At 65.1% G+C, this 21,567-nt stretch carries 19 protein-coding genes; 6 read left to right on the top strand and 13 right to left on the bottom strand.

Annotation, left to right across the window (positions count from 1 at the left end; genetic code table 11):
• Positions 1-9: 9 nt before the first annotated feature.
• The 10 genes from EN738_RS04625 to EN738_RS04580 all read right to left on the bottom strand — a co-directional run bounded on the left by EN738_RS04625 (position 10) and on the right by EN738_RS04580 (position 10,537).
• On the bottom strand, positions 10-831 hold the full coding sequence (locus EN738_RS04625; protein ID WP_127282664.1) for a carbohydrate ABC transporter permease: 822 nt from the start codon (positions 829-831) through the stop codon (positions 10-12).
• Complete coding sequence (locus EN738_RS04620) at positions 832-1,770, bottom strand: sugar ABC transporter permease (RefSeq protein WP_127282663.1); 939 nt, start codon at positions 1,768-1,770, stop codon at positions 832-834.
• Complete coding sequence (locus tag EN738_RS04615; RefSeq protein WP_127282662.1) at positions 1,770-3,107, bottom strand: sugar ABC transporter substrate-binding protein; 1,338 nt, start codon at positions 3,105-3,107, stop codon at positions 1,770-1,772. The genes EN738_RS04620 and EN738_RS04615 overlap by 1 nt, the downstream gene beginning before the upstream one ends.
• A 63-nt stretch (positions 3,108-3,170) precedes the next feature.
• Positions 3,171-3,830 carry a GntR family transcriptional regulator gene (locus EN738_RS04610; protein ID WP_127282661.1) on the bottom strand — a complete coding sequence of 220 codons (660 nt, stop codon included), beginning with the start codon at positions 3,828-3,830 and terminating at the stop codon, positions 3,171-3,173.
• Between the two features lie 19 nt (positions 3,831-3,849).
• Positions 3,850-4,734 (bottom strand): dihydrodipicolinate synthase family protein, encoded by an 885-nt coding sequence (locus tag EN738_RS04605; protein WP_127282660.1) that lies wholly within the window; start codon positions 4,732-4,734, stop codon positions 3,850-3,852.
• A gap of 196 nt (positions 4,735-4,930) precedes the next feature.
• The gene (locus tag EN738_RS04600; protein ID WP_127282659.1) at positions 4,931-6,322 is read right to left on the bottom strand and encodes a multicopper oxidase family protein; all 1,392 of its coding nucleotides are present in this window, start codon (positions 6,320-6,322) and stop codon (positions 4,931-4,933) included.
• A gap of 208 nt (positions 6,323-6,530) precedes the next feature.
• Positions 6,531-7,913 (bottom strand): chromate efflux transporter, encoded by a 1,383-nt coding sequence (gene chrA / locus EN738_RS04595; RefSeq protein WP_127282658.1) that lies wholly within the window; start codon positions 7,911-7,913, stop codon positions 6,531-6,533.
• Positions 7,910-8,728 (bottom strand): chromate resistance protein ChrB domain-containing protein, encoded by an 819-nt coding sequence (locus tag EN738_RS04590; RefSeq protein ID WP_127282657.1) that lies wholly within the window; start codon positions 8,726-8,728, stop codon positions 7,910-7,912. Before EN738_RS04590 ends, chrA begins: the two co-directional genes overlap by 4 nt.
• A gap of 159 nt (positions 8,729-8,887) precedes the next feature.
• Positions 8,888-9,676, bottom strand: coding sequence for a 3-hydroxybutyrate dehydrogenase (locus EN738_RS04585; protein WP_127282656.1), 789 nt, complete (start codon positions 9,674-9,676; stop codon positions 8,888-8,890).
• A 321-nt stretch (positions 9,677-9,997) separates the two neighbouring features.
• Complete coding sequence (locus EN738_RS04580; protein WP_127282655.1) at positions 9,998-10,537, bottom strand: TetR/AcrR family transcriptional regulator; 540 nt, start codon at positions 10,535-10,537, stop codon at positions 9,998-10,000.
• Positions 10,538-10,682: 145 nt separating this feature from the next.
• On the opposite strand from EN738_RS04580, the gene EN738_RS04575 reads away from it, so the two are divergent.
• Positions 10,683-11,945, top strand: a complete 1,263-nt coding sequence (locus tag EN738_RS04575) for an efflux RND transporter periplasmic adaptor subunit (protein WP_245494362.1) — start codon at positions 10,683-10,685, stop codon at positions 11,943-11,945.
• A complete protein-coding gene (locus EN738_RS04570; protein ID WP_127282653.1) occupies positions 11,942-15,025 on the top strand; it encodes an efflux RND transporter permease subunit in 3,084 nt (1,027 codons plus the stop codon). Before EN738_RS04575 ends, EN738_RS04570 begins: the two co-directional genes overlap by 4 nt.
• A 153-nt stretch (positions 15,026-15,178) precedes the next feature.
• Here the strand turns inward: EN738_RS04570 and EN738_RS04565 are convergent, their stop codons facing one another.
• Positions 15,179-15,637 carry a L,D-transpeptidase gene (locus tag EN738_RS04565; protein WP_127282652.1) on the bottom strand — a complete coding sequence of 153 codons (459 nt, stop codon included), beginning with the start codon at positions 15,635-15,637 and terminating at the stop codon, positions 15,179-15,181.
• Between the two features lie 348 nt (positions 15,638-15,985).
• Between EN738_RS04565 and EN738_RS04560 the strand changes: the two genes are divergently transcribed.
• Both EN738_RS04560 and EN738_RS35330 read left to right on the top strand, forming a co-directional pair.
• The gene (locus tag EN738_RS04560) at positions 15,986-16,318 is read left to right on the top strand and encodes a hypothetical protein (protein WP_127282651.1); all 333 of its coding nucleotides are present in this window, start codon (positions 15,986-15,988) and stop codon (positions 16,316-16,318) included.
• Positions 16,319-16,350: 32 nt separating this feature from the next.
• Positions 16,351-16,518, top strand: coding sequence for a hypothetical protein (locus tag EN738_RS35330; protein WP_187331470.1), 168 nt, complete (start codon positions 16,351-16,353; stop codon positions 16,516-16,518).
• Positions 16,519-16,582: 64 nt separating this feature from the next.
• Here the strand turns inward: EN738_RS35330 and EN738_RS04555 are convergent, their stop codons facing one another.
• The gene (locus EN738_RS04555) at positions 16,583-17,269 is read right to left on the bottom strand and encodes a response regulator transcription factor (protein WP_127282650.1); all 687 of its coding nucleotides are present in this window, start codon (positions 17,267-17,269) and stop codon (positions 16,583-16,585) included.
• 94 nt (positions 17,270-17,363) lie between these two features.
• On the opposite strand from EN738_RS04555, the gene EN738_RS04550 reads away from it, so the two are divergent.
• Together EN738_RS04550 and EN738_RS04545 are read left to right on the top strand one after the other, a co-directional pair.
• The gene (locus EN738_RS04550) at positions 17,364-18,092 is read left to right on the top strand and encodes a response regulator transcription factor (RefSeq protein ID WP_245494361.1); all 729 of its coding nucleotides are present in this window, start codon (positions 17,364-17,366) and stop codon (positions 18,090-18,092) included.
• 230 nt (positions 18,093-18,322) lie between these two features.
• A complete protein-coding gene (locus tag EN738_RS04545; protein ID WP_245478382.1) occupies positions 18,323-20,410 on the top strand; it encodes a hybrid sensor histidine kinase/response regulator in 2,088 nt (695 codons plus the stop codon).
• Positions 20,411-20,672: 262 nt separating this feature from the next.
• Here the strand turns inward: EN738_RS04545 and EN738_RS04540 are convergent, their stop codons facing one another.
• On the bottom strand, positions 20,673-21,077 hold the full coding sequence (locus EN738_RS04540; protein ID WP_127282675.1) for a hypothetical protein: 405 nt from the start codon (positions 21,075-21,077) through the stop codon (positions 20,673-20,675).
• Positions 21,078-21,567 lie beyond the last annotated feature (490 nt).

The raw sequence follows: 21,567 nt of genomic DNA, 5'->3' as shown, positions 1-21,567 counted from the left end.
GGACCGGCCTCAGCCGCCCTTGACGGCGCCGGCGGTCAACCCGGCGACGATCTGCCTTTGCGCGAACAGGGTCAGCACCAGCACCGGCAGCGTCACCACGAGTGCTGCCGCGGCGAGCGGCCCCCAGCTCACCTGCTCGTAGGACAGCATGTTGTAGACGGCGACCGGCAAGGTGCGCGTCTCGCGGCTGGCGAGCACCACGCCGAAGACGAAATTGTTCCACGAGAAGATGACCGACAGGATGAAGGCGACGACGATGCCCGGCTTGGCGATCGGCAGCGCCACCAGCCGGAACACCTGCCAGGAGCTGGCGCCGTCGATGCTGGCCGCTTCCTCCAGCTCCATCGGCGTCGTCTCGAAATAACCGATCATCACCCAGACGACGATCGGCACGGTCACCACCAGATGGATGATGATCTGCGGCCACAGCGTGCCGAGGATGCCGATCCACTGGAACAACAGGAACAGCGGGATCAGGTAGGACAGCCCGGGTGTCATGCGGGCGATCATGATGACGACGGCCGAGCGCTCGGCCTTGAGCCGCGCGATGCCGTAGCCCGCCGGCACGCCGATCAGGAGCGCCAGCAGCGTCGCCGTGCCGGTGACCAGCACCGAATTCCACAGATAGAGCAGGAAGTTGTTCTCCTCGAACACCTTCACATAGTTCGACCACGCGAAGCGCTCGGGGATCAGGATCGGCGGATAGGCGCCGTTGTCGATCTCGAATTTCAGCGACAGCGAGATCATCCAGAGGAAGAACAGGATCGCTGGCGAGACGAGCACCAGGGCCGCGAAGAACAGACCGATCCGGTTGAGGAGCTGCGACGTCATCTATTTGCCCTCCGCGTTGATCCATTGCGAGCGCTGGCGCAGCATTAACAGGACGAAGGACAGCGCCACGATCACGACGAAGAACACCACGGCCATGGCCGAGCCGTAGCCGATGTCGTAGTAGGAGAAGGCGGTGTTGTAGAGATAGATGTTGATGGTTTCCGACGCGGTCCCCGGACCGCCCTGGGTCATGGCGTAGATGATGTCGAAGCTCTTCAGCGCATCGATGGTGCGGATGATGACGGCAATCATCAGGAACGGCGCGATCATCGGCAAGGTCAGGTAGCGGAACTGCTGCCAGGCGTTGGCGCCGTCGATCTCAGCGCTCTCGAACGGCTCGCGCGGCACCGAGGCCAGCCCGCCCAGCACGATCAGCATCACCAACGGCGTCCACTGCCAGGTCTCGACCGCGACCAGGGAGGGAATGACGCTCCTGGCATTGAAGATCCATTCCTGCGGCGGGATACCGACCAGCGACAAGAGATAGTTGAGCACGCCGAGCTGCGGATGAAACATCATCGTCCACACCAGCGCCACGGCGACCGGTGTCGCCATCATCGGCATCACGAAGACGCCGCGCAGCAGGCCGCGCAGCGGAACCTTCGCATCGAAGATCAGCGCCGCGACCGTGCCGAGGAACATCGGCGCGACGACCGACAGGAAGGTGTAGGTAAGCGTGTGCCAGAGCGATTCCCAGAACCGCGGGTCGCCCGCCAGGCGCAGATAGTTGTCCATCCCGGCAAAGCTGCGCGACTGGCCGAGCGTCCAGCTGTTGACGCTCATCCACAGCGTGAATGCCCAGGGAAAGACGATCACCGCGCCGACGACGACGAGCGCCGGCAGGACGAAGGGCCAGTAGTTGGGAGCCAGACGCACCGTCTGGCTCCCTTCCATGGCTTCCATCGTCACCCCGGTCCGTTCTGGGGTGGTGGCGGACATCAGCCTTGCTCGCTCCGGTCCAGGACCGGCTGGAACTGGTCGGTGGCCTTCTTCAGCTCGTCCGCCGGATCGGCGCCGGCGATCATGTTGCTCAGCGCCACGCCATAGATGTCACGGAACTCGGTGACCGGGATGATGACCGGCAGCGCCAGCCGGCTGACATTGCCGGAGCCGACCACGGCGTCGAGCCAGCTTGCCGGCATGGTGACGCCCTCGCGCACCTTGGGATCCTCCAGCACCGATTTGCGGAACGGCACCCCGGCCCCGGCCTGCAGCAGCCGCGCGCCCATGGCCGGCGACACCGCCCATTGGCAGAACAGATAGGCCGCTTCCTTCTTCTCGCTGGCGGCGGTGACGCCGATGCCGTCGCCGAACGTGCCGGAGGCATGCGCCTTGGGGCCCTTCGGCATGACGCCGTAGCCGACCTTGCCGACGACCCGCGACTTTTCAGGATTTTCCATCGGCGGCGCGAACCCGACGCCGTCGAACCACATGCCGATCTTGCCCTGCAGGAAGGCCGACTGCGCCTCGGCCCAGTTGAAGCCGGTGACGCCGGGAGGCGCCGATTTGGTCATCAGCCGCTGGTAGAGGCCGGCCGCTTCGACCGCCTCGGGAGACAGCGTGCGCAGCTTGCCCTCGGCATCGAGCGGCGTCATGTCGTAGCCCAGCATCAGCGACGTCCACACCGGCGTGTTGGCGTTCTTCAGTCCGCGGGCGACGAAGCCATAGGTGTTGGCCGAAGGATCGGTCAGCGCCTCGGCCGCCGCCACCAGTTGCTCGAAGGTCTCAGGATATTTCAGCCCCTTGGCCTCGAACAGTTCCTTGTTCCAGTAGACGATCCAGTAGTCGACCGAGAACGGCAGCGAGCGCAGCACGCCTTGCGTATCCTTGGCGAAGACCATGCCGGCATCGGCGAAGTCGCTCTCGACCAGTGCCGGATCGGTGAGCGTCGGATCGGCGAGATAGCCGGAGATGTCGGCCAGCCAGCCGCCCTTCTCGAACTGCCGCTTCTGCACGTGGTAGCTGAGATGCACGACGTCGAAGCTCGGCTTGCCTGAGCTGAGCTCGATCACCGTCTTCTGGCGCTGCTGCTGTTCGGGCGTCGCCTCGGCATTGACCTTGATGCCAGTCAGTTCCTCGAACTCGGCGATATACTTTATCAGCGTGTCGCTGCGCGGGCTCTTGACCAGATTGACGTCGAGCGTGGTGCCGGCAAAGCGCTTCCAGTCGACGCCGGCGGCGAAGCTGGGGCGCAGGCCGGCGAGGCCGGCGGCGGCAAGAGCGGCTGTTCCGGCAAGCAGTTGCCTTCTGGTTGGGCTGAACGGATTGGACGACATTTCTTCCTCCCGGGGTTGCTGTCGTTGTGGATTGCGCCGCTGCCGCGGCGCGGCTCATTTCCCTCAGATCTGCAGCGCCAGCCGGCGCGCATTGTCGATGTGCAGGCTGATCGCCTCGACCGCCTTTTGCGGGTTGCGGCTTTCCATCGCCTCGATCACCGCCAGGTGCTCGCGCATGACCGGCACGACGCGGCCGTCGATGCGGAACCGCTCCTGATGGATCAGCCGGATCTTCACCGAATTGACCAGATAGGCCTTGGCGATGATTTCGTTGTCGAGCGCGTCGATGAAGGTGTCATGCATCGCCCAGTCGATGGTCTGTGCCCTGGCTTCCATCTCCGGCGTCGCCGGCTGCGCCAGCGCCTCGGCAAGCATCTCCTCATGCTCGCGCCGCAAACGGGCGAGCTCGGCATCGGCGGCGCTGACGGTGAACAGCGCCACCGCCTCGCGCTCCATGAACAGGCGGAACTGGAAGGCCTCGCGGATCAGGTTGATGTCGATATGGGCGATCTGCATGCCGCGCTGCGGAATGGTGGTCAGCAGGCCCTCGGCCTCGAGCCGCGGCACGATCTCTCGGATGGCGCCGAGCGGCAGCCCGGTGAAGGCGACCAGCTCGCGCTGCGACACGAATTGCCCGGGCCTCAGGTCACGCGCCAGCAAGTGCCGCGTAAAGCTGGCATAGGCCTTTTCCCTGAGGGTTGCCGGTTCGCTGCCGTCTTCCATTCAGCGCTTCCTTTGCCGGTCAGGCCGGCTCTGTCGCAAACAATTGGTCGTAGGCCGCGGCAAGCTGCTTGCGCCCCTGCTGGGAGGTCGGCTCCAGCGGCGGACGAACGGCAAGCCAGCCGTCGTCGCCGGTGCTGCGCGCCAGCATCGCCTTGACCGCCGGTATCACCGGAAACTTGAGCAGTTCGAGCACGAAATTCTCGACCCGGGCATCGTCGCGGCCGTCCACCGCCATGGCGCGGATCTCGCCGGTAACGAAATTGGCCATGCCGGAAATGGCGCCCTGCCCGCCCCGCCGCACGCTCCTCGCCAGATGCCGCTCGTCGCCGATCAGGATCACCAGGTCGCCATGCGCGGCAAGCAGCGCCTCGCTGTAGGTCCAGTCGCCACCCGAATCCTTGACGCCCGCGACCACATTCGGAAAGGCGGCGCGCAGCCGGCCAATCAGGCCGAGCGGCAACGGCACCATGGTGACGGACGGGATGTTGTAGAGCAGGACGTCGCGGGCCAGCGGACCGAGCGCCGCGAAGACGGCGGCGAACCATCCGAACAGCCCGTCCTCGCCGACATTCTTGAAATAGCTCGGCGGCGCCAGCAGGATGTTGCGGGCGCCCAGCTGCAGCGCATGCCGCGCCTGCTCGGCCGCGTCCTCGGCCGCATCGACCAGCACGCCGGAAACGAGCTGATGCGCCGGGATGCCGTCGGCCAGCATGGCCTCGACGATCCGGCGCCGCTCTTCGGTGCCGATCGAGGCGCCCTCGCCGGTGGTGCCGAACAGCGTGACGCTGCCGCACCCGGCGACAAGGCAGGCCTTGGCCTGCGCGACCATCGCGGGGACCGCGATCTGCCCGGACGCATGAAAAGGCGTCGCCAGGGCGACCGAAAGACCAAAGCGCGAAGTCACTGCGAAAGCTCTCCTGATGTCACTATGCAGGCAGCTTTATCACACTAACATGTTAGTTGTAAATGCGCAGTCGCAGGTTTTGGAAATGGCATCCTGGTCAAGTTTGGAAACGCGCGACGGCGCCTTTGTCCAAGCGGCTGCGAAACCGCCTTTGCCCGCGACGCGAGCCGCCGTCATGCGTTGCGGCGAGCAATCCTCAGGTTACCCGGATATAGCTCGTCATCCCCGACTTCTGGTGCTCGATGACGTGGCAATGCAGCAGCCAGTCACCGGGATTGTCGGCCACGAAACCCAGTTGAACCTTCTCGTCGGGCTGGATGAGATAGGTGTCGGAGACCAGCGGCTGGACCGGGCGCGTCGACGACGACAGCACCTTGAAGCTCATGCCGTGCAGATGGATCGGATGCGATTGCGGCGTCAGGTTCTCCATGTCGATGACATAGCTTCGGCCGATCTTCAGGTCGGCCAGCGGCGCGGTCGGGTCCGGCGTGTCGCCGGGCCACGGCACCTTGTTGATCGCCCAGAAACTGTAGCCGAGCGAGCCGCAGATGCCGTCAGCCGGAACGTTTTCCGCGGTGGCGCTGAGTGCCAGCGAAATGTGCTGGGCGCTGGCGGCATCCACCTCCGCCACCGGATTGGCCTCCAGCGGCGCAAGATCGCGAACGTCGCGCTTGAGCGACTTTCCGACCGCGCGCAGCGTCGCCAGTATCTTGGGCTTGGTGCCCCTGACGTCTCTCAGGCTGACGATGGCGCCCTCGTCGTCGGGCATGCGTATGGCGAGATCCAGCCGCTGGCCAGGTCCAAGCTGCAAGGCGTCGGGCGCGAAGCGTTGCGGCACCGGATTGCCGTCGAGCGCGATCACCGCCGCCTCGGCGCCCTCGACACGGAAGGCGTAGACGCGGGTGACGTCGGTGATGGCTGCCCGCAGCCGCACCAGCCCGCCGGCCGGCGCGTCGAATTGCGGCTGGTCGAGCCAGTTGGCGGTTCGCACCGTTCCATAGGTGCCCGCCCTTGCCGCGTCGCGAGGCCGGAACTGGTCGATGAACTGGCCGTCGTCGCCGAGGCGCCAGTCGCGCAGATTGATCACTTTTTCGGCATCGAATTGCGGATCGTTGGGGTTCTCGACCACGATCACGCCGGTCAGCCCGTGACCCATCTGCTCCAGCGTGTTGCAGTGCGGGTGATACCAGAAGGTGCCAGCGTCCGGCGGCGTGAACTGATAGTCGAAATGATCGCCGGTGTAGACATAGGGCTGCACCAGGAACGGCACCCCGTCCATCTTGTTGGGGACGCGGATGCCGTGCCAATGGATCGTCGTCGGATCGTCGATGCCGTTGATCAGCCGCGCGGCGAAGGGCTCGCCCTTCTTCATCCTGAGCACCGGCGGCATGCCGGCCTCGCCATAGGTCAGGACATCCCTGGTCCGGCCGACATCCATCAGCTTCGCCTCGATCCTGGCCGTCTTCAGCGTCACCGGATCGGGCCCGGCCAATGCCCGGCTGACCAACTTCCCCATGGCCGACAGCCCGATCCCTGCCGCGCCGGCCACCGCCGTGGTATTCAGAAATTTGCGGCGCGTCAGCGTCATGTTGCGTTCCAACTCGAAAGACAATCGTGCAGCCGGGCATCGTTGCGGGCACACGCGACAATCCGTGTAGCCTTCGATGCCGGCTGCCGACAACACCATGCCGTTCGATCGGACTGGAAATCACCCTGCCGTGATCGCCCCGGTCGCGACCGGATCGACGCGCTGCTGCAGTGCCGCCACCAGAGAGCGGGTGCTGATGTCGCCGAGGTCAGAGCGCCTGCAGCGCCAGCCCCGCCAGCGCCGATGCAACCAGCGTCGGCAGCATGCCGACCTTCAGCCTGAGCATGGCGACCATCGCCGCCAACGACAGCAGCGCCGCGCGCCAATCGAGCGACGCCAGAACGGGGATCTCCATGCCGACGCCGACGCTGCGCACCGTGCCGAAGACGACATGCAGCGCGAACCACAGCGCGAGGTTCATCACCACGCCGACGACGGCCGCGGTGATCGCGCCGAGCGCCGCCGACAGTGCCTTGTTCTGCCGCAGCTGCTCGATGTAGGGCGCGCCGAGGAAGATCCAGAAGAAGCAAGGCACGAAGGTGACCCAGAGCGTCAGCAACGATCCGAGCGACCCGGCAAGCAGCGGGCTGAGCGCGCCGGCGTGACGGTAGGCGGCGACGAAGCCGACGAACTGCAGCACCAGGATCAGCGGCCCCGGCGTCGTCTCCGCCAGGCCGAGGCCGTCGACCATCTCGCCAGGCGCCAGCCAGCCGAACGACGACACCGCCGCCTGCGCGACATAGGCGAGAACCGCATAGGCGCCCCCGAAGGTCACGACCGCCATGACGCTGAAGAAGCTGCCGAGCTGCGTCCAGACGCTGGCCGGGCCGGTCAGCGCCGCAATCAGCGCTACCGGCCCCAGCCAGATCGGCAGCCAGATGGCGATGGTGCGCGGCGCGTGCCATTTCGTTGGCCTGGTGTGTCCGAGCTGGCCGCGCTCGAACATCAGGTCGACAACGCCCCGGCTGTCCTGTTTGGTGTCCTTGCCATGGGCGGATCCGGAAAACAGGCCCGGCACGAGGCGGTTGCCGACCCACCCGGTTAACCCAGCCAGCAGGATGATCAGCGGGAACGGCAGCTTGACGACATAGATGGCGAGGAAGGCGGCGACCGCGATCGCCACCATCGCCCGGTTCTTGAGCGCCCGCCTGCCGATGCGGATGACGGCCTCGACGACCACCGCCAGCACCGCCGCCTTGACGCCGAAGAACAGCGCCTCGATCACCGGCGCGTCGTTGTAGAGCATGTAGAAGCTGCTGAGGCAGAGCATCACGACCGCTCCCGGCAGCACGAACAGGATGCCGGCGACGAGGCCGCCGGCGGTCCGGTGCAGCAGCCAGCCTATATAGACGGCGAGCTGCTGCGCCTCCGGCCCGGGCAGGAGCATGCAGTAGTTGAGCGCATGCAGGAAACGCTGCTCGCCGATCCAGCGGCGCTCCTCGACCAGCTCCTTGTGCATCAGGGCGATCTGCCCGGCCGGCCCACCGAAGGAGAGCAGACCGATCTTCGCCCACAGACGCACCGCCTCCCTGAAGCTCGGCGCCGCCGGCACGGCGGCCTCGGCATCGTCGTCCGCCGCGAGGTCGTTCATGACGGCTTGCTCCCGCTCGGCCAGTTGTGCGTTTCCTCTGTGGCGTCGCGGCACCAGCGGAAGAAAGCGTCATAGAGGAGCATGCCGGCCTCGAGCTGCTCGAGATCGTCGCGGAACATGCGCGACAGGCCGAGCGACGCGGCGAGGAAGCCCGCCGCTTGCGGCACGAGATCGAGCCGCGCCGTGTCGGCCGCACGCACGATGAGCGCCAGGCGATCGAGCGCTTCGGAGGCGAGGCCGAACTCCTCGATCATCGTATCGAAGGTGCAGCGCTCGCCGCGATGGCTCCAGAACACATTGTCGATGTCGAAGGGAACCGCCGAAAAGCGGTCGGCCACCGCCGGCACTTCGGCCGCGTCGACGAACAGGAACACCGCTTCGGGATCGACGAAGCGGCGGATCAGCCAGGGGCAGGCGATGCGGTCGACTTTGGGCCGCGCCCGTGTCACCCAGACCGTGCGGCCTTTGTCGTCGCGCGGCGGTATCGCGCCGGCCGTGACCAGCGGCGCCTTGGCCGCCGCCCAGGCCTCGAAACCGCCTTCCAGCGATTCCGCTTCGATGCCTTCATGGCGCAGCCAGGCTGCCACGCCTTGCGAGAGTTTTTGCCCCTTCTGGCAGATGATGACCACCCTGGAGCCGGTGAACTCCCCCGCCCAGTTCGCGACGGTTCTGAAATTGCGCCGGCAGGATGCCGGCAGCAGGCGCGGATCGGCCTGGTAATCCTCGTCGATGCGCACATCGATGAGGACGGGCGCGTCCGGTAAGCCGACGAGGCGGGAAAGTTGCTGTACGGTGATTTCGGTCGTTGACGGCATGGCGTCCACCTCCGGAAAGAGAGAGCTTGGACGCGATCGTTGGGCTGACGCCTCACGGGGTCATCGCGATGAACCCCTTGCCGCAATGCTGGAACGATCCTCTCGCCTTGTCAAGAAAGACGCTTTCGCAAACGGCGCCCGCGCCGCGGGAGACGGCGCCTACTGCGCCGTCCAGCCGCCATCCATCGGCAAGGTCGTGCCGGTGATCTGCTTGGCCGCGTCCGAACAAAGGAACAGCGTCAGCGCGGCGAGTTCGTCCACGGTGACGAACTCCTTGGTCGGCTGTGCCGCGAGCAACACGTCGTGCTTGACCTGCTCCTCGGTCATGCCGCGCGCCTTCATCGTGTCGGGGATCTGCTTTTCGACCAGCGGCGTCCAGACATAGCCCGGCGCGATGGCGTTGACGCTGATGCCATTCTGCGCAACCTCCAGCGCCACCGTCTTGGTGAGGCCGGCGATGCCGTGCTTGGCCGAGACATAGGCCGATTTGAACGGCGAGGCGACCAGCGCGTGCGCCGAGGCCGTGTTGATGATGCGGCCCCATTTGCGCGCCTTCATGCCGGGAAGTGCTGCCTTGATCGCATAGAAGGCCGCCAGCAGGTTGATGCGGATGATCGCTTCCCATTTGTCGTCGGGAAACTCGTCGATCGGCGCGACATGCTGGATTCCGGCATTGTTGACCAGGATGTCGAGGCTGCCGAACGCCTCTTCGGCCTCACGCACCATGGCGCTGACCGCCGCGCCATCCATCATGTTGGCGTCTGAATAGCGGCACCTGACGCCAAAATCCTTCTCGATGCCGGCGCGCTCCTGCTCGATCGCAGCGGCATCGCCGAGTCCATTGATGGTGACATTGGCGCCCTCGGCGGCAAAGGCGCGGGCGATTGCCAGACCGATACCGCTGGTTGAGCCGGTGACGAGGGCGTTCTTCGAGGACAGGGAACCCATGATGATCTCGCGACAGGTGGAACGGGATATTGCCGCACATAGTTTGTGCGCCGCAACATAACAATGCCATGGCCATATGTCGGTGCGATTACAATGTTGTGATGCCGTCCGGGAGCGCGCGCACTGGCGCTCGCCGGGCGTGACATGGGATTGTCATGGTGCCGTGCAACATAATCCTCCTGCGCGTCTCGCGCACCTCGCGCCGCCGGTTTGATTGAGCGGATGATCCGGTCTCGGGATCCCCGCTTCGCTAGGTGCGACGGCTTACCAGACCAACTTGGGCGAGTGGTTGATAGTTGGCCTAGCCTGTCGCGGCCAGCGTCAATTCACCTTGGCGATCTCCAGCAGTGACGCCAGCAGCAGCCTGCGCTCGTCCGGCGAAAGCACATCGGAATCAAAGAGATTCATGCTGCGAAGCCCCTCGATGGCGAGAAAGCAGACCAGCAGCGCCTTGAGGTCGTTCGTCTCGCCCTTCAGCCGCTCGAACAGCTGCCGCTTGAAGGATTTTATCGGCGTCAGGAAATCCGGATCCTCGGCGATCGCCGAGAATATCCATGAGGCGGAAGGCTGCGGCTCCTCGCAATCATTGGCCGAAAGCCGGATATAGGCCTCGAGCGGCGTCTCGCCGCCTGCGTCCGCCGTGCGCGTCTCCAGCGCCTGCTCGAACGCCTTCAGATAGTCCTCCACCAGGCCCTGCATCAGCTTGGCCTTGGTCGGGAAATTGTAGAGCAGGCCGCCCTTCGAGACGCCGGCGCGGCTGGCGACGGCGTCCAGCGACAGGCTGCCCGGCCCCGCCTCGCGCGCCACGTCGGCGGCGGCGGCGAGTATCCTGTCACGCGAATTTGCTCTGCGGGCTTTCATCGGTGTCTCCCCCTTACATTAGCCTAGGCGGAATTGACAACACCGTCCAGACGGTACAGTAAGATCGCCATCATTTGAAAGCGGGACCTGTCTTCGATATTTGTCCCGCTGTTCGACGACTATGCCGGACGCCGGCCGAGGGGGACTGTTCGTGAAGCGCTTCTTGATCATCACCGGAATTTTGCTTCTGCTCATCCTGGTGTGCGGCGGCATCGTTGGCTTCAACCTGTTTCGCGACAGCGCGATCAAGCAGTATTTCGCCACCATGAAGCCGCCTGCGGCGACCGTGTCGACGGTCATCGTCAAACCGTCCGACTGGACGCCCGGCGTCGAGGCGATCGGCACCGTCAGCGCCGTGCGCGGCGTCGATCTGACCGTTGAAACCGCCGGCATCGTCAAGAGCATCATGTTCCACGCCAACCAGAAGGTTGCCGACAACGCCGTGCTGCTGCAGCTCGACGATGCCGTCGAGCGCGCCGATCTCGCGGCGGCCAAGGCGCAGAACGTGTCCGACCAGACGGCGTTGGAACGCGCCATCGAATTGCAGCGGCGCGGCGTCGGCACCGACGCCACGCTCGACACCGCGCGGGCGACCGCGTCGGCCTCCGCCTCGCAGGTCAACAAGCTGCAGGCGGTGCTCGACCAGAAGCAGCTGACGGCGCCCTTCGCCGGCACGGTCGGCATCCCCAAGATCGACCTTGGCCAATATCTCGCCACCGGTTCCTCGGTGGTGACCCTGCAGGACCTCGACACCATGCGGGTCGACTTCTCGGTGCCTGAACAGCAGCTGCCGCTGCTCAAGATCGGCCAGACGGTGCGGCTTGGCATCGGCGGCGGCAGCAGCGACATGCCGTTCGCCGGCGCCATTCGCGGCATCGATCCCAAGATCGACCCGGCGAGCCGGTTGGTCTCGATCCGCGCCGAGGTCGCCAATCCCGAAGGCAAGCTGACGCCGGGCCAGTTCGTCCAGGTGCGCGTCGAACTGCCGGAGGAGCCGAATGTCCTCGGCCTGCCGCAGACGGCCCTGACCTACAGCCTCTATGGCGACTTCGTCTTCGTCGTCCGTCCGGCAAAGCCCGCGGCCGGCGCTGCCGCCCCGGCGGCCAAGCCCGAAGAGAAGCCGGACGCGACAAAGACCGGCTCAACCCCGCAGGCCAAGCCGGACGAAAAGCCCGCCGATGCCGCGGCCAAGCCGGCGGAGGGCGAAAAGCCGGAGCTCGTGCTTGCCCAGGTCTTCGTCAAGCCCGGCCGCCGCAATGCCGGCATGGTCGAGATCCTGGAGGGCATCGCCGCCGGCGATGAGGTCGTCACCGCCGGCCAGAACCGGCTCTTCAACGGCATGTCCGTTGCTGTCGACAACACGATCGATCCGACCAAGCCGGCAAACAAGCAGGCCGCACAGCAATGAATTTCTCCGACATCTTCATCCGCCGGCCGGTCCTGTCGACCGTGCTTGCCTGCATGATCCTGCTGCTGGGTTTCCAGGGCATCTTCAACCTGTCGATCCGGCAGTATCCGAAGGTCGAGGAAACCGCCATCACGATCACCACGGCCTATCCCGGCGCCAGCGCCGACCTGATCCAGGGCTTCATCTCCGCCCCGATCGCCCGCGCCGTCGCCTCGACCGAGAACATCGACTACGTCACCTCTTCGAGCCGGCCGTCGTCCAGCACCGTTGTTGTTCAGATGAAGCTCGGCTCCAATCCCGATGTGGCGCTGACCGAAGTCCTGTCCAAGGTGCAGGGCGTGCGCGGCACTTTGCCTGACGCCGCCAAGGATCCGGTGATCGTCAAGGGCACCGGGCAAGAGTTCGCGATGATGTACATCTCGATGCAGAATCCGAACATGACGAAGGAGCAGCTGACCGAATATATCGAGCGTGTCATCCGCCCGCGCATGTCGACGGTCGAGGGCGTCGCCGACGTGCAGATCTTCGGCGCCGAGGAATATTCGATGCGGGTGTGGATCGACCCGGTCAAGCTTGCCGCGCGCGGCGTGACGGCTGCCGAGGTGCTGACCGCCATCAACGACAGCAACTTCCTGTCGGCGCCCGGCAACACCGAGAACGAATACGTCGTCTCCTCGATCACCGTACGCTCGACCTTGCAGACGCCGGAGGCTTTTGCCGCCCTGCCGCTGCGCTCCAAGGATGGCAATGTGGTCAGGCTGCGCGACGTGGCGCGCGTCGAGCTTGCCGCGGCAAGCACCGACACCAGGGTGAGCTTCAATGGCAAGCCCGGCACCTTCCTTGCCATCTTCCCGACGCCGGCCGCCAATCCGCTGACCACGGCGGCGGCGATCCACAAGCTGGTGCCGACGATCCAGGAGACGCTGCCGCAAGGCATGTCGATCGAGGTCGTCTACGATTCCACCGAGCAGATCAGCGCCTCGATCGAGGAAGTGTTCAAGACCATCGGCGAGGCGGTGGCCATCGTCATCGTCGTCATCCTGCTCTTCCTCGGCTCGTTCCGCTCGGTGATGATGCCTATCGTCACCATTCCGCTGTCGCTGATCGGCGTCTGCTTCCTGCTGTTTGCGGTCGGCTACTCCATCAACCTACTGTCGCTGCTCGCCATGGTGCTGGCCATCGGCCTCGTCGTCGACGACGCCATCGTGGTGGTGGAAAACATCCATCGCCACATGGAAGAGGATCACATGTCGCCGATGCAGGCGGCGTTCAACGGCATGCGCGAGATCCTGTCCGCCATTGTCGCCATGACCATCACGCTGGCTGCCGTGTTCGCCCCGCTCGCCTTCACCGGCGGCCTCACCGGCGCGCTGTTCCGCGAATTCGCGGTGACGCTTGCCGGCTCGGTGGTGCTTTCGGGCATCATCGCCATCACCATCACGCCGATGATGTCGGCGCGCATCCTCAAGGCAGGCTCGCACAGCCGTTTCCAGCGCATTGTCGACGGCACTTTCGGCCGCGTCGAGCGCGTCTACGAGAGGATGGTCACCAGTTCGCTCAGAAACCGTCCGGTGACGCTGCTGATCGTGGTCGCGCTGGTCGCGCTCACCGGCTTCATGTTCACCAAGACCTCGAGCGAACTGGCGCCGGAGGAGGATCAGGGCTTCCTGCTCTCGATCGTGACCGCGCCGCGCTATGCGACCTCAGATTATACCGAGACCTACGTCAATCAGATCCTCGGCCTGGTCAGGGACATCCCCGAGACGCGCGCGCAGTTCTCGGCCGTCGCCTTCGGCGGCGCCACCAACGGCGCCTTCGTCGGCTTCGCCTTCAAGGACTGGGCCGAGCGCAGCCGCAGCTCGAAGGAGATCCAGGAGGACATCACCGGCCGGCTTGCCAAGGTGGCCGGCGTCGAGGCATTCGTCTTCGCGCCGCCGACGCTGCCCGGTTCGGGCGGCGGCCTGCCGATCTCCTTTGTGGTGCGTTCCACCGGCGACGCCTCCGAAGTCTACCAGGCGGCCGAGGATATCAAGAACAAGGCGCAGGCCTCCGGCCGCTTCATCGTCGTGCAGAACTCGATGTCCTATGACGCGCCGCAGGTGACGGTCACGATCGACCGCGACCGCGCGGCGGCTCTCAACCTGCCGATCGCCGATATCGGCCGCACGCTGACGCTGCTCGTCGGCGGCGCCGAGGTGGCGCAGTTCGACCGTGACTCCAACAGCTACGACATCATCCCGCAGGTGCCGCAGGAATTCCGCGACAACCCGGAAAAGCTGTCGCAGTATTTCGTCCGCAGCGCCTCGGGCGACATGGTGCCGCTGTCGGCGGTGGTGAAGATTTCCACCAACGCGGCGCCCGCCGCGATCGAGCAGTTCAACCAGCTGAACTCGGCGACGATCTCGGCCCTGCCGCTGCCCGGTGTCACCACCGGCGACGGGCTGAAGGCGATCGAGGACATCGCCAAGGAGACGCTGCCCGAAACCTTCTTCGTCGACTATGCCGGCCAGTCCCGGCAGGAGAAGGAGCAGGGCAACACGATCATGATCGCCTTCGCCGCGGCCGTGCTCGTCATCTACCTGGTGCTGGCGGCGCAGTTCGAAAGCTTCCGCGACCCGCTGATCATCATGATGGCGGTGCCGCTGTCGATCTTCGGCGCCATCGTGCCGCTCAATATCGGGCTCGGCACGCTCAACATCTACACCCAGGTCGGCCTGATCACGCTGATCGGCCTGATCACCAAGCACGGCATCTTGCTGGTCGAGTTCGCCAACCAGCAGCGCGAGCTGCATGGCATGCGTCGGCGCGACGCGATTGTCGCTTCGGCCAAGGTCCGGCTGCGGCCGATCCTGATGACCACGGCGGCGATGGCGCTCGGCGTCGTGCCGTTGATCACCTCCAGCGGCGCCGGCGCCGCCGCCCGTTATTCGATGGGCCTGGTGATTTTCACCGGCATCCTGGTCGGAACCATGTTCACGCTGTTCGTGGTGCCGATGTTCTACACCTTCATCGCCAGCAAGGACCTGCCGCATCATGCCGAGAAGCCGGATCCCAACCTGATGCCGGCGCTGCAGGACTGACGGAAACGAAAGACAAAAAAAGAGGCCGGAAAATTCCGGCCTCTTTTTTGGTTGGGCGTTTACCGCGGAAGAAGCAATGCCTCTTCAGGCGGGAGGCGGAACGGATGAGAGGAGGTTTTGCCGACCCTCCTCGCCGCCTTCGACCACAGCCAGCTACTTGACGATGACGATGCTGGTGTTCGACGGGCCGAAGGCCTGGACGAGCTGGTAGAAATCGGCCGCAGCATCCGGGTGCAGCCGCACGCAGCCATGCGAGGCCGGCTGTCCGAGGCGCTTGATGGCATAGGTCGCATGCACGGCGTAGCCGCCGCTGAAGAACACCGAATGCGGCATCGGCGCGTTGTCGTACTTCTTCGAATACCACATCTCGTGCATGCGTGTCGGCTTGAACGAGCCGGTCGGCGTGACATGCGACCTGTCGCCGGTCGAGACCTTCCAGGCGAAGGTCGGCCGGCCGTCCACCAGCACTTCCATGGTCTGCTGCGAAAGCGAGACGCGCGCCAGGATCTGGTTGGCGTGGGCGGCGCCGCTGCCGGCGCCGAAAAGCAGGGCCGCGCCAGTCAGGGCAGCGGCGGTGATGTTGATAAGCCTGGCGGAAATGGTGGTGCTCATGTTGTCCCCTCTCTCTGCCGGTCGGGGCCGGCTCCAATTCGATGCCGGACTTATCGCTGGGCGATGTTTCAAGCCGATTTCGCTTGATGCGCACATTTGTTTCGAATCTGTTTCCCCTGGTTAACAAGCCCGACGTTGGGCGTGGTCGGTCGCAGGCCGCATGGTTAACGCCTGGTTACCGGCTTGAGGCTGCAAAGCCCCCAAACGAAAGCGCGTATGTCTCTGATATGAAAGCGATACGGCCGGCGCCGAAACCAGCCTGCAACAAAGCGCAGCCCGTGCGGCATGATCCCGATACAAGCCGGCAGCACAGTTGACGCAACGGGAACAGACGACAGCAAAACGAAAATGGGCAGGAAAACGAACCTACGCTCCTGGCTTCTCCGGATAAGCGTCGCTGCAATCGTCCTCGGCGGTGTCGGCTCTGTTGCCGGCAACCCGGCGACGACACTTGCGGCCATGAATTCCGGCGAGATTTCGACGCTGCATGCCGCGCTGTTCATCGCCACGGTCTGGATCGTGTCCAGCCTGCGCGTTAACCGGCTGAAGGCCCTCTGGCGGGTCGGCCTTCGGCTGAAGTGGATGCGCGGCGCCTCCGGCTACTTGCTGCCGAGAGGACCGAAGGCCCGCGCCGCTGCGGGGGGCTCCGTGGGCGGCGCGGGCGCTTCGGGGGTTTCCTGAAGCGAAACCGCATAGTTGAAGGGATGGAGCCAATGAACACGAAATCTGCCGCAGCCGTGCTTTCCGCATTGCTCTACGCGCAAGGCCTTCTGGGCTTTGCCGGCCTTGCCACTGTCCTCTTGCGCGACCGTGCCCAGGCTGAGGTGGTCGCCATCGCCAGCGATGCGCCATCCGGCCCTTCGGCCATCGTGCTGCGCTGAGCGAGAGCATCGGACCAGAATGGAAACCGGTCCGATGCTGAAACAATCGAACAGTCTGGCTGATTCAATCGACGCGCTGCGTCGGCGGGTCGAACCGGTAGCCGGCGCCGCGTATCGTGGTGATGGTTTCGGTGTCGAGCTTGCGGCGCAGCCGCACGATGCGCGAATCGATCGAGCGGTCGAAGGCGTCGGCATTTTCGGCCGGCGCCGCGGCGATGATGTCGTCGCGCGTCAGCACCTTGCGGGGACTTGCCAGAAACAGCTTGAGCAGCGCCACCTGGCCGGGCGAAAGCTGGTCTTCCGCGCCCGAGCGGTGCATCACCATCGCCGACCGCAGATCGACGGTCGCGTTTTCCAGCACGATCAGTTCTCCGGCGGCCCTGCCGCGCCGCGCCAGCAGGCCGCCGATGCGCGCGGCCAGTTCCCTGACGTTGAGCGGGCTCTCGACGACGTCGGCGGCACCGAGCTCGAGCGCCAGCACCTTGTCGACAAGATCGGCCGGCCGGCAGATCAGGATGAAGTCGGGGCCGCCCTCGCCGCCAAAGCGCCGAAGCAGATCGCGCCCCTCGGCCTGGCTCACACTGTCGCCGACAACCACCACATCGATGCCCTTGGCCGAAAGCAGCGATTCCGCTTCCCAGGGCTGGCGCGCCGCGCGCACGTCATGACCGCGCCGCTCGAGATGGTCGGCAAGGTCGCCCGCCACCACTTCGGCGACGGAAACGAGCGCGATGACGGATCGTGCGGCCATTTTTCTCCACCCTGCGACAGACATCTCAAGATGAGTGCTGGACATCATGTTTATACCCAATCTACTTTCCGCTGAAAGCGGGAGCCAGAGCATAGTGCGGGCAAGAATTGTCGTCGTCGAGGACGAGCCTGACCTGAGGGATGCCGTCGCCGAGTATCTCGGCGCCAGCGGCTATGACGTGGCGACGGCCGAAAGTGCCGCCGCGGCGCGGACCCTGCTTGAGACGCAATCCTTTCATCTCGCCATCCTCGACATCGCCATGCCCGGCGAGGACGGCCTGTCGTTCGGTCGCTGGCTGCGCTCTAAGACCCCGATCGGCATCATCTACGCCACCGCTGCCGGCACCGCGCTCGATCGCATCGTCGGGCTGGAGCTCGGCGCCGACGACTACATCGTCAAGCCCTATGAGCTGCGCGAGGTGCTCGCACGGGTGCGCAGCGTGCTGCGCCGCGTTCCGCAACCGGCGGAGCCCCAGGCGGCCAAGCCTGAAACCGGCACTGGCCGGCGCATGAGCTTCGGCGCCTTCCATGCCGATCTCGACGGCAGGCTGGTCACCGGCGCCAACGGCGCGGTGGTCGACATGGCCAAGAGCGAGTTCGACGTGCTGGAAGTTTTCCTGACCCGCGCCAACCGGCTGCTGACGCGGGCCGCGATCTCCGAGGCGATCGGCTTCGTCGAGGACCCCGAATCGTCGCGCGCGGTCGACATCCGCATCATGCGGCTGCGCAAGAAGATCGAGGCCGATCCGGCCAACCCGAAATTCCTGCGCACGGTGCGCGGCGAAGGCTATATCTTCTCGCTCCCCGCCGGCGACGGCAACTAGGCCCGAGCCAGGGCGGCCTGGATCGATTTGAGGTGCCGTCATGTGGCGATGACGGCCCGGGATTTTCCAGATCCGCAACCATCGACGCCGCGCGTCCTTCCGGATGCGCAAAGAACGCTGTAGCATTTTGGCCCTGCGTATGGTTCCTGCGGGAAACCGTGGTCGATTTTTCCGAGCCTGTGTGCTCAATTTCATATCTTGCCGATCTGGCCCTGGGTGACTTGTTAGACATGACTGCTGCAGCCGCGCGCACCGACACGCAAGCCACCCGCCAGGGCGCGGCAATGGCGGCTGTCCGCGTCGTGCGCCGGCTCCGAGAGGCCGGCGACTGGCAGCGCGAGATGGACGTCATCCTGGAGACGCTCTGCCGCGCCATGGACTGCCAGCGCGGCATCCTGTTTCGGCTGCGCGAGCTTCCCGGCCAAGGCTTCGCCCAGTCGGTCTCGGCCTACTGGATCAATCCCGACTTTGGCGGCGAACTCGCCTCTCCCACCGTCATCATGCAGTCGATCATCAATTCGGACCCGCTGCTGGAGCGGCTGCAGGAGGACGAGCGGCAAGGCAAGGTGTTTGCCGGCCATACCCGCGACCTCGACGGTTTCCTGAGGGCCGACTTCGAGAAGCAGAACATCAAGTCGTTCCTGTCGGTGTCGGTTTTCGCGCACGGTCACCTCTGGGGCACGCTGGCGGTCAACGACTGCGTCGCCGAGCGCGAATGGACCGACGAGGAAGAGGCGACGCTACACATCATCGCGCTCGCCATCGGCGACGCTATCGAGCATTCGCCCTCCGACGCCCATGCCAGCGAGGTCATCCGCCGCACCATGCTGCAGGCCTCCCTCGACGCCATCGTCGTCATCGACGAGACCGGCTCGATCATCGAGTTCAACCCGGCGGCCGAGAAGATGTTCGGCTTCCAGCGCAGCGACATTCTCGGCAAGGACCTGCTCGACACCATCGTGCCTATCTACTACCGCAAGGGCTATGCCTCGGGCGCCGAATACATGTCGGGCCGCGGTTCGCCGATGGTCGGCCAGCGGCTGGAGACCGTGACCCAAAATTCCGTCGGCGAGGTATTCCCGATCGAGCTGACCGCAACCGAGATGCGGGTCGCCGACCGTCGGTTGATCTTCGGCTCGATCCGCGACCTGCGCGACAAGCTGCGCGCCGAGGAGGAGATCGGCCGCCAGCGTGAGAAGCTGCACCAGAACGAGAAGATGGCGGCCATGGGCTCGCTGCTGGCCGGCGTCTCGCATGAGCTCAACAATCCGCTTGCCGTCGTCGTCGCGCAGTCGACGCTGCTGCATGAGTTCGCCAGCGACCCGCAGACCAAGGTGCGCGCCGAGAAGGTGCGCGCGGCGGCGGAGCGGTGCGGCCGCATCGTCAAGAGCTTCCTGTCGATGGTGCGCCTGCATCCGACCGAGCAGGCCGAGACCGATCTCAACCAGGTGATCCGCGCCGCGCTGGAAGTCACCGCCTATGGCGCGCGCTCCAGCGGCATCATCATCGACACCGATTTCGCCGCCGGCCCGCTGCTGGCCATGGCCGATGCCGATCATGTGACGCAGGTGGCCGCCAACTTCCTCGTCAACAGCCAGCATGCGCTGGCCGGCGTCGCCGGCGACCGGCTGATCAAGGTGCGCACGTTTCGCAGCGAGCGCGGCAATCCGGGCTTCTCCGTCGAGGACAACGGGCCGGGCGTGCCGGACGCGATCCGTTCACGCATCTTCGAATCCTATTTCACGACCAAGCCGGTCGGCGTCGGCACCGGCATCGGCCTGTCGATCTCGAAGTCGATCATCGAGCGGCACAATGGCAACATCTGGTTCGAGGAGGTGCAGCCGCACGGTGCCCGCTTCGTCGTCCAACTGCCGGCGATTACCGCCGGCCCGGCTGCCGGCACGGACAGCCCGACACGTTCGAGCGGCCTGCGCCACGCGCTGATCATCGACGACGAGCCCGACGTCGCCGGCTCGCTCTCCGACATACTGGAGTTGATGGGCGTCAAGTCGCGGGTGGTGCCGGCCTGGACATCGGCGGCGTCGATCCTCAGCGGTCAGATGCCGCCCGACATCGTCTTTTCCGACCTGCGCATGCCCGGCACCAGTGGCATATCGATCTATCGCGAGCTGCTCGCCGAACGGCCGGCGCTGGCGCAGTGCTTCGTGCTGGTCACCGGCGATCTCATCGGTGCCAAGGCCGAGATCGAGGCGCTGCCGCCGCACCAGCGGCCGCAGATCCTGGAAAAGCCGTTCAGCACGCTCGATGTGCGCGGCGTGCTTTCGGCGATAGCCGAGCAGGCTTCCGTCGAGAGCTAGGATTAGGCGCCCTCGGGATCTGTCAGGCCGAGCCGGGAATGGCGGTTTGAGAGAACCGGAACGCAGCGTACTTTTGCTACGCGAGTACCGGTAGCGACCGCCCTACGCAGGCCGGCCTCACTTGAATATCAATAGATCCCAAAAAAGAGGCTCCCAACCGACTATGCGGTGGGAGCCTGACTCGAGCGCAGGAGGAGCGCTCTGGGGAGGTCAAAGCGTGATTGCGAAGCGGGGAACTGTTTCGCGGATCACGTTCGACAAATCAGAAGACGTTCGGCGTGCTGGTCAGCGGAGCGGCATTGGCGATCATGCGCACCGCGCGTTCCCTGTGCTTGCCGGACTGCTCGGCAATGGCGCGCAGGCAGTCGGCGCTCTCGGCGCCCCAGGCCTGGCCCTTGCAGGCGAAATCGATCTGCGGCATCGGCAGACGCCCGGTCTTGATCGTGGTCGGCGCGCCATCGACGACACCGGCCGGCGGGTCGAACGACGCGAAGGCGGGGCCTGCCGCCGGTGTGAAGAACATGCCGGCGAAGGCAATGGCGCCAATCGCCATGAACATTGCCATCGGATGGTCGCTGGCGCGCTGGCGCAGCGCCAGTTTCGGACGCCGGTCGCTGCGCTCCGGAGCCTGGAGGCGCTGGTTGGCTGTCTCGACTTTCGTGAACATCGCAATCCCCTTCGTTGTCTTTCTTTTTTTGTATGAAACGAATTTAATCGCACCCGGTAACGGGGGAATGATACGCAAGGCCTGCCCGTGTAACCGGCTTGAAACAGAAAAATCGGGCACGATCGGGCATATTCGGTCATGCGCCGATTTTCGTGTTCGTTTGCGATGCTGTTCCATAAGCGAGACCTGAAAGAGCGACATCACACGCCGGAGCAATGCGCCGACGCGACGTTCCGGACTATGAGCAACCTCACACTTCGCGAGCGAAATCGCGTCGGGTCTTAACGCCGGAGAGCTGCCGTTTTCGCGGCCCGGCCTGCTCAATCCGGACGCGGCGGTGCCGGTGTCCGGAACCCCAGTTAACGCCCGGATTTTCCGCGATTTTTCCCAACCAGACGGGCTGAAGATCGACGCAGGCCTTGCGCCACGCAAATTCCATACTTTCGCAAACCATTGCATTTCAATGGAAAATATGTTTATATTGAATGAG

This window comes from Mesorhizobium sp. M4B.F.Ca.ET.017.02.2.1, from assembly GCF_003998955.1.
In the GTDB taxonomy this organism is placed as follows: Bacteria; Pseudomonadota; Alphaproteobacteria; order Rhizobiales; family Rhizobiaceae; genus Mesorhizobium; species Mesorhizobium abyssinicae.
Note: the sequence above shows the minus strand (reverse complement) of the source record. Positions and strands in the feature narration are given on the sequence as shown.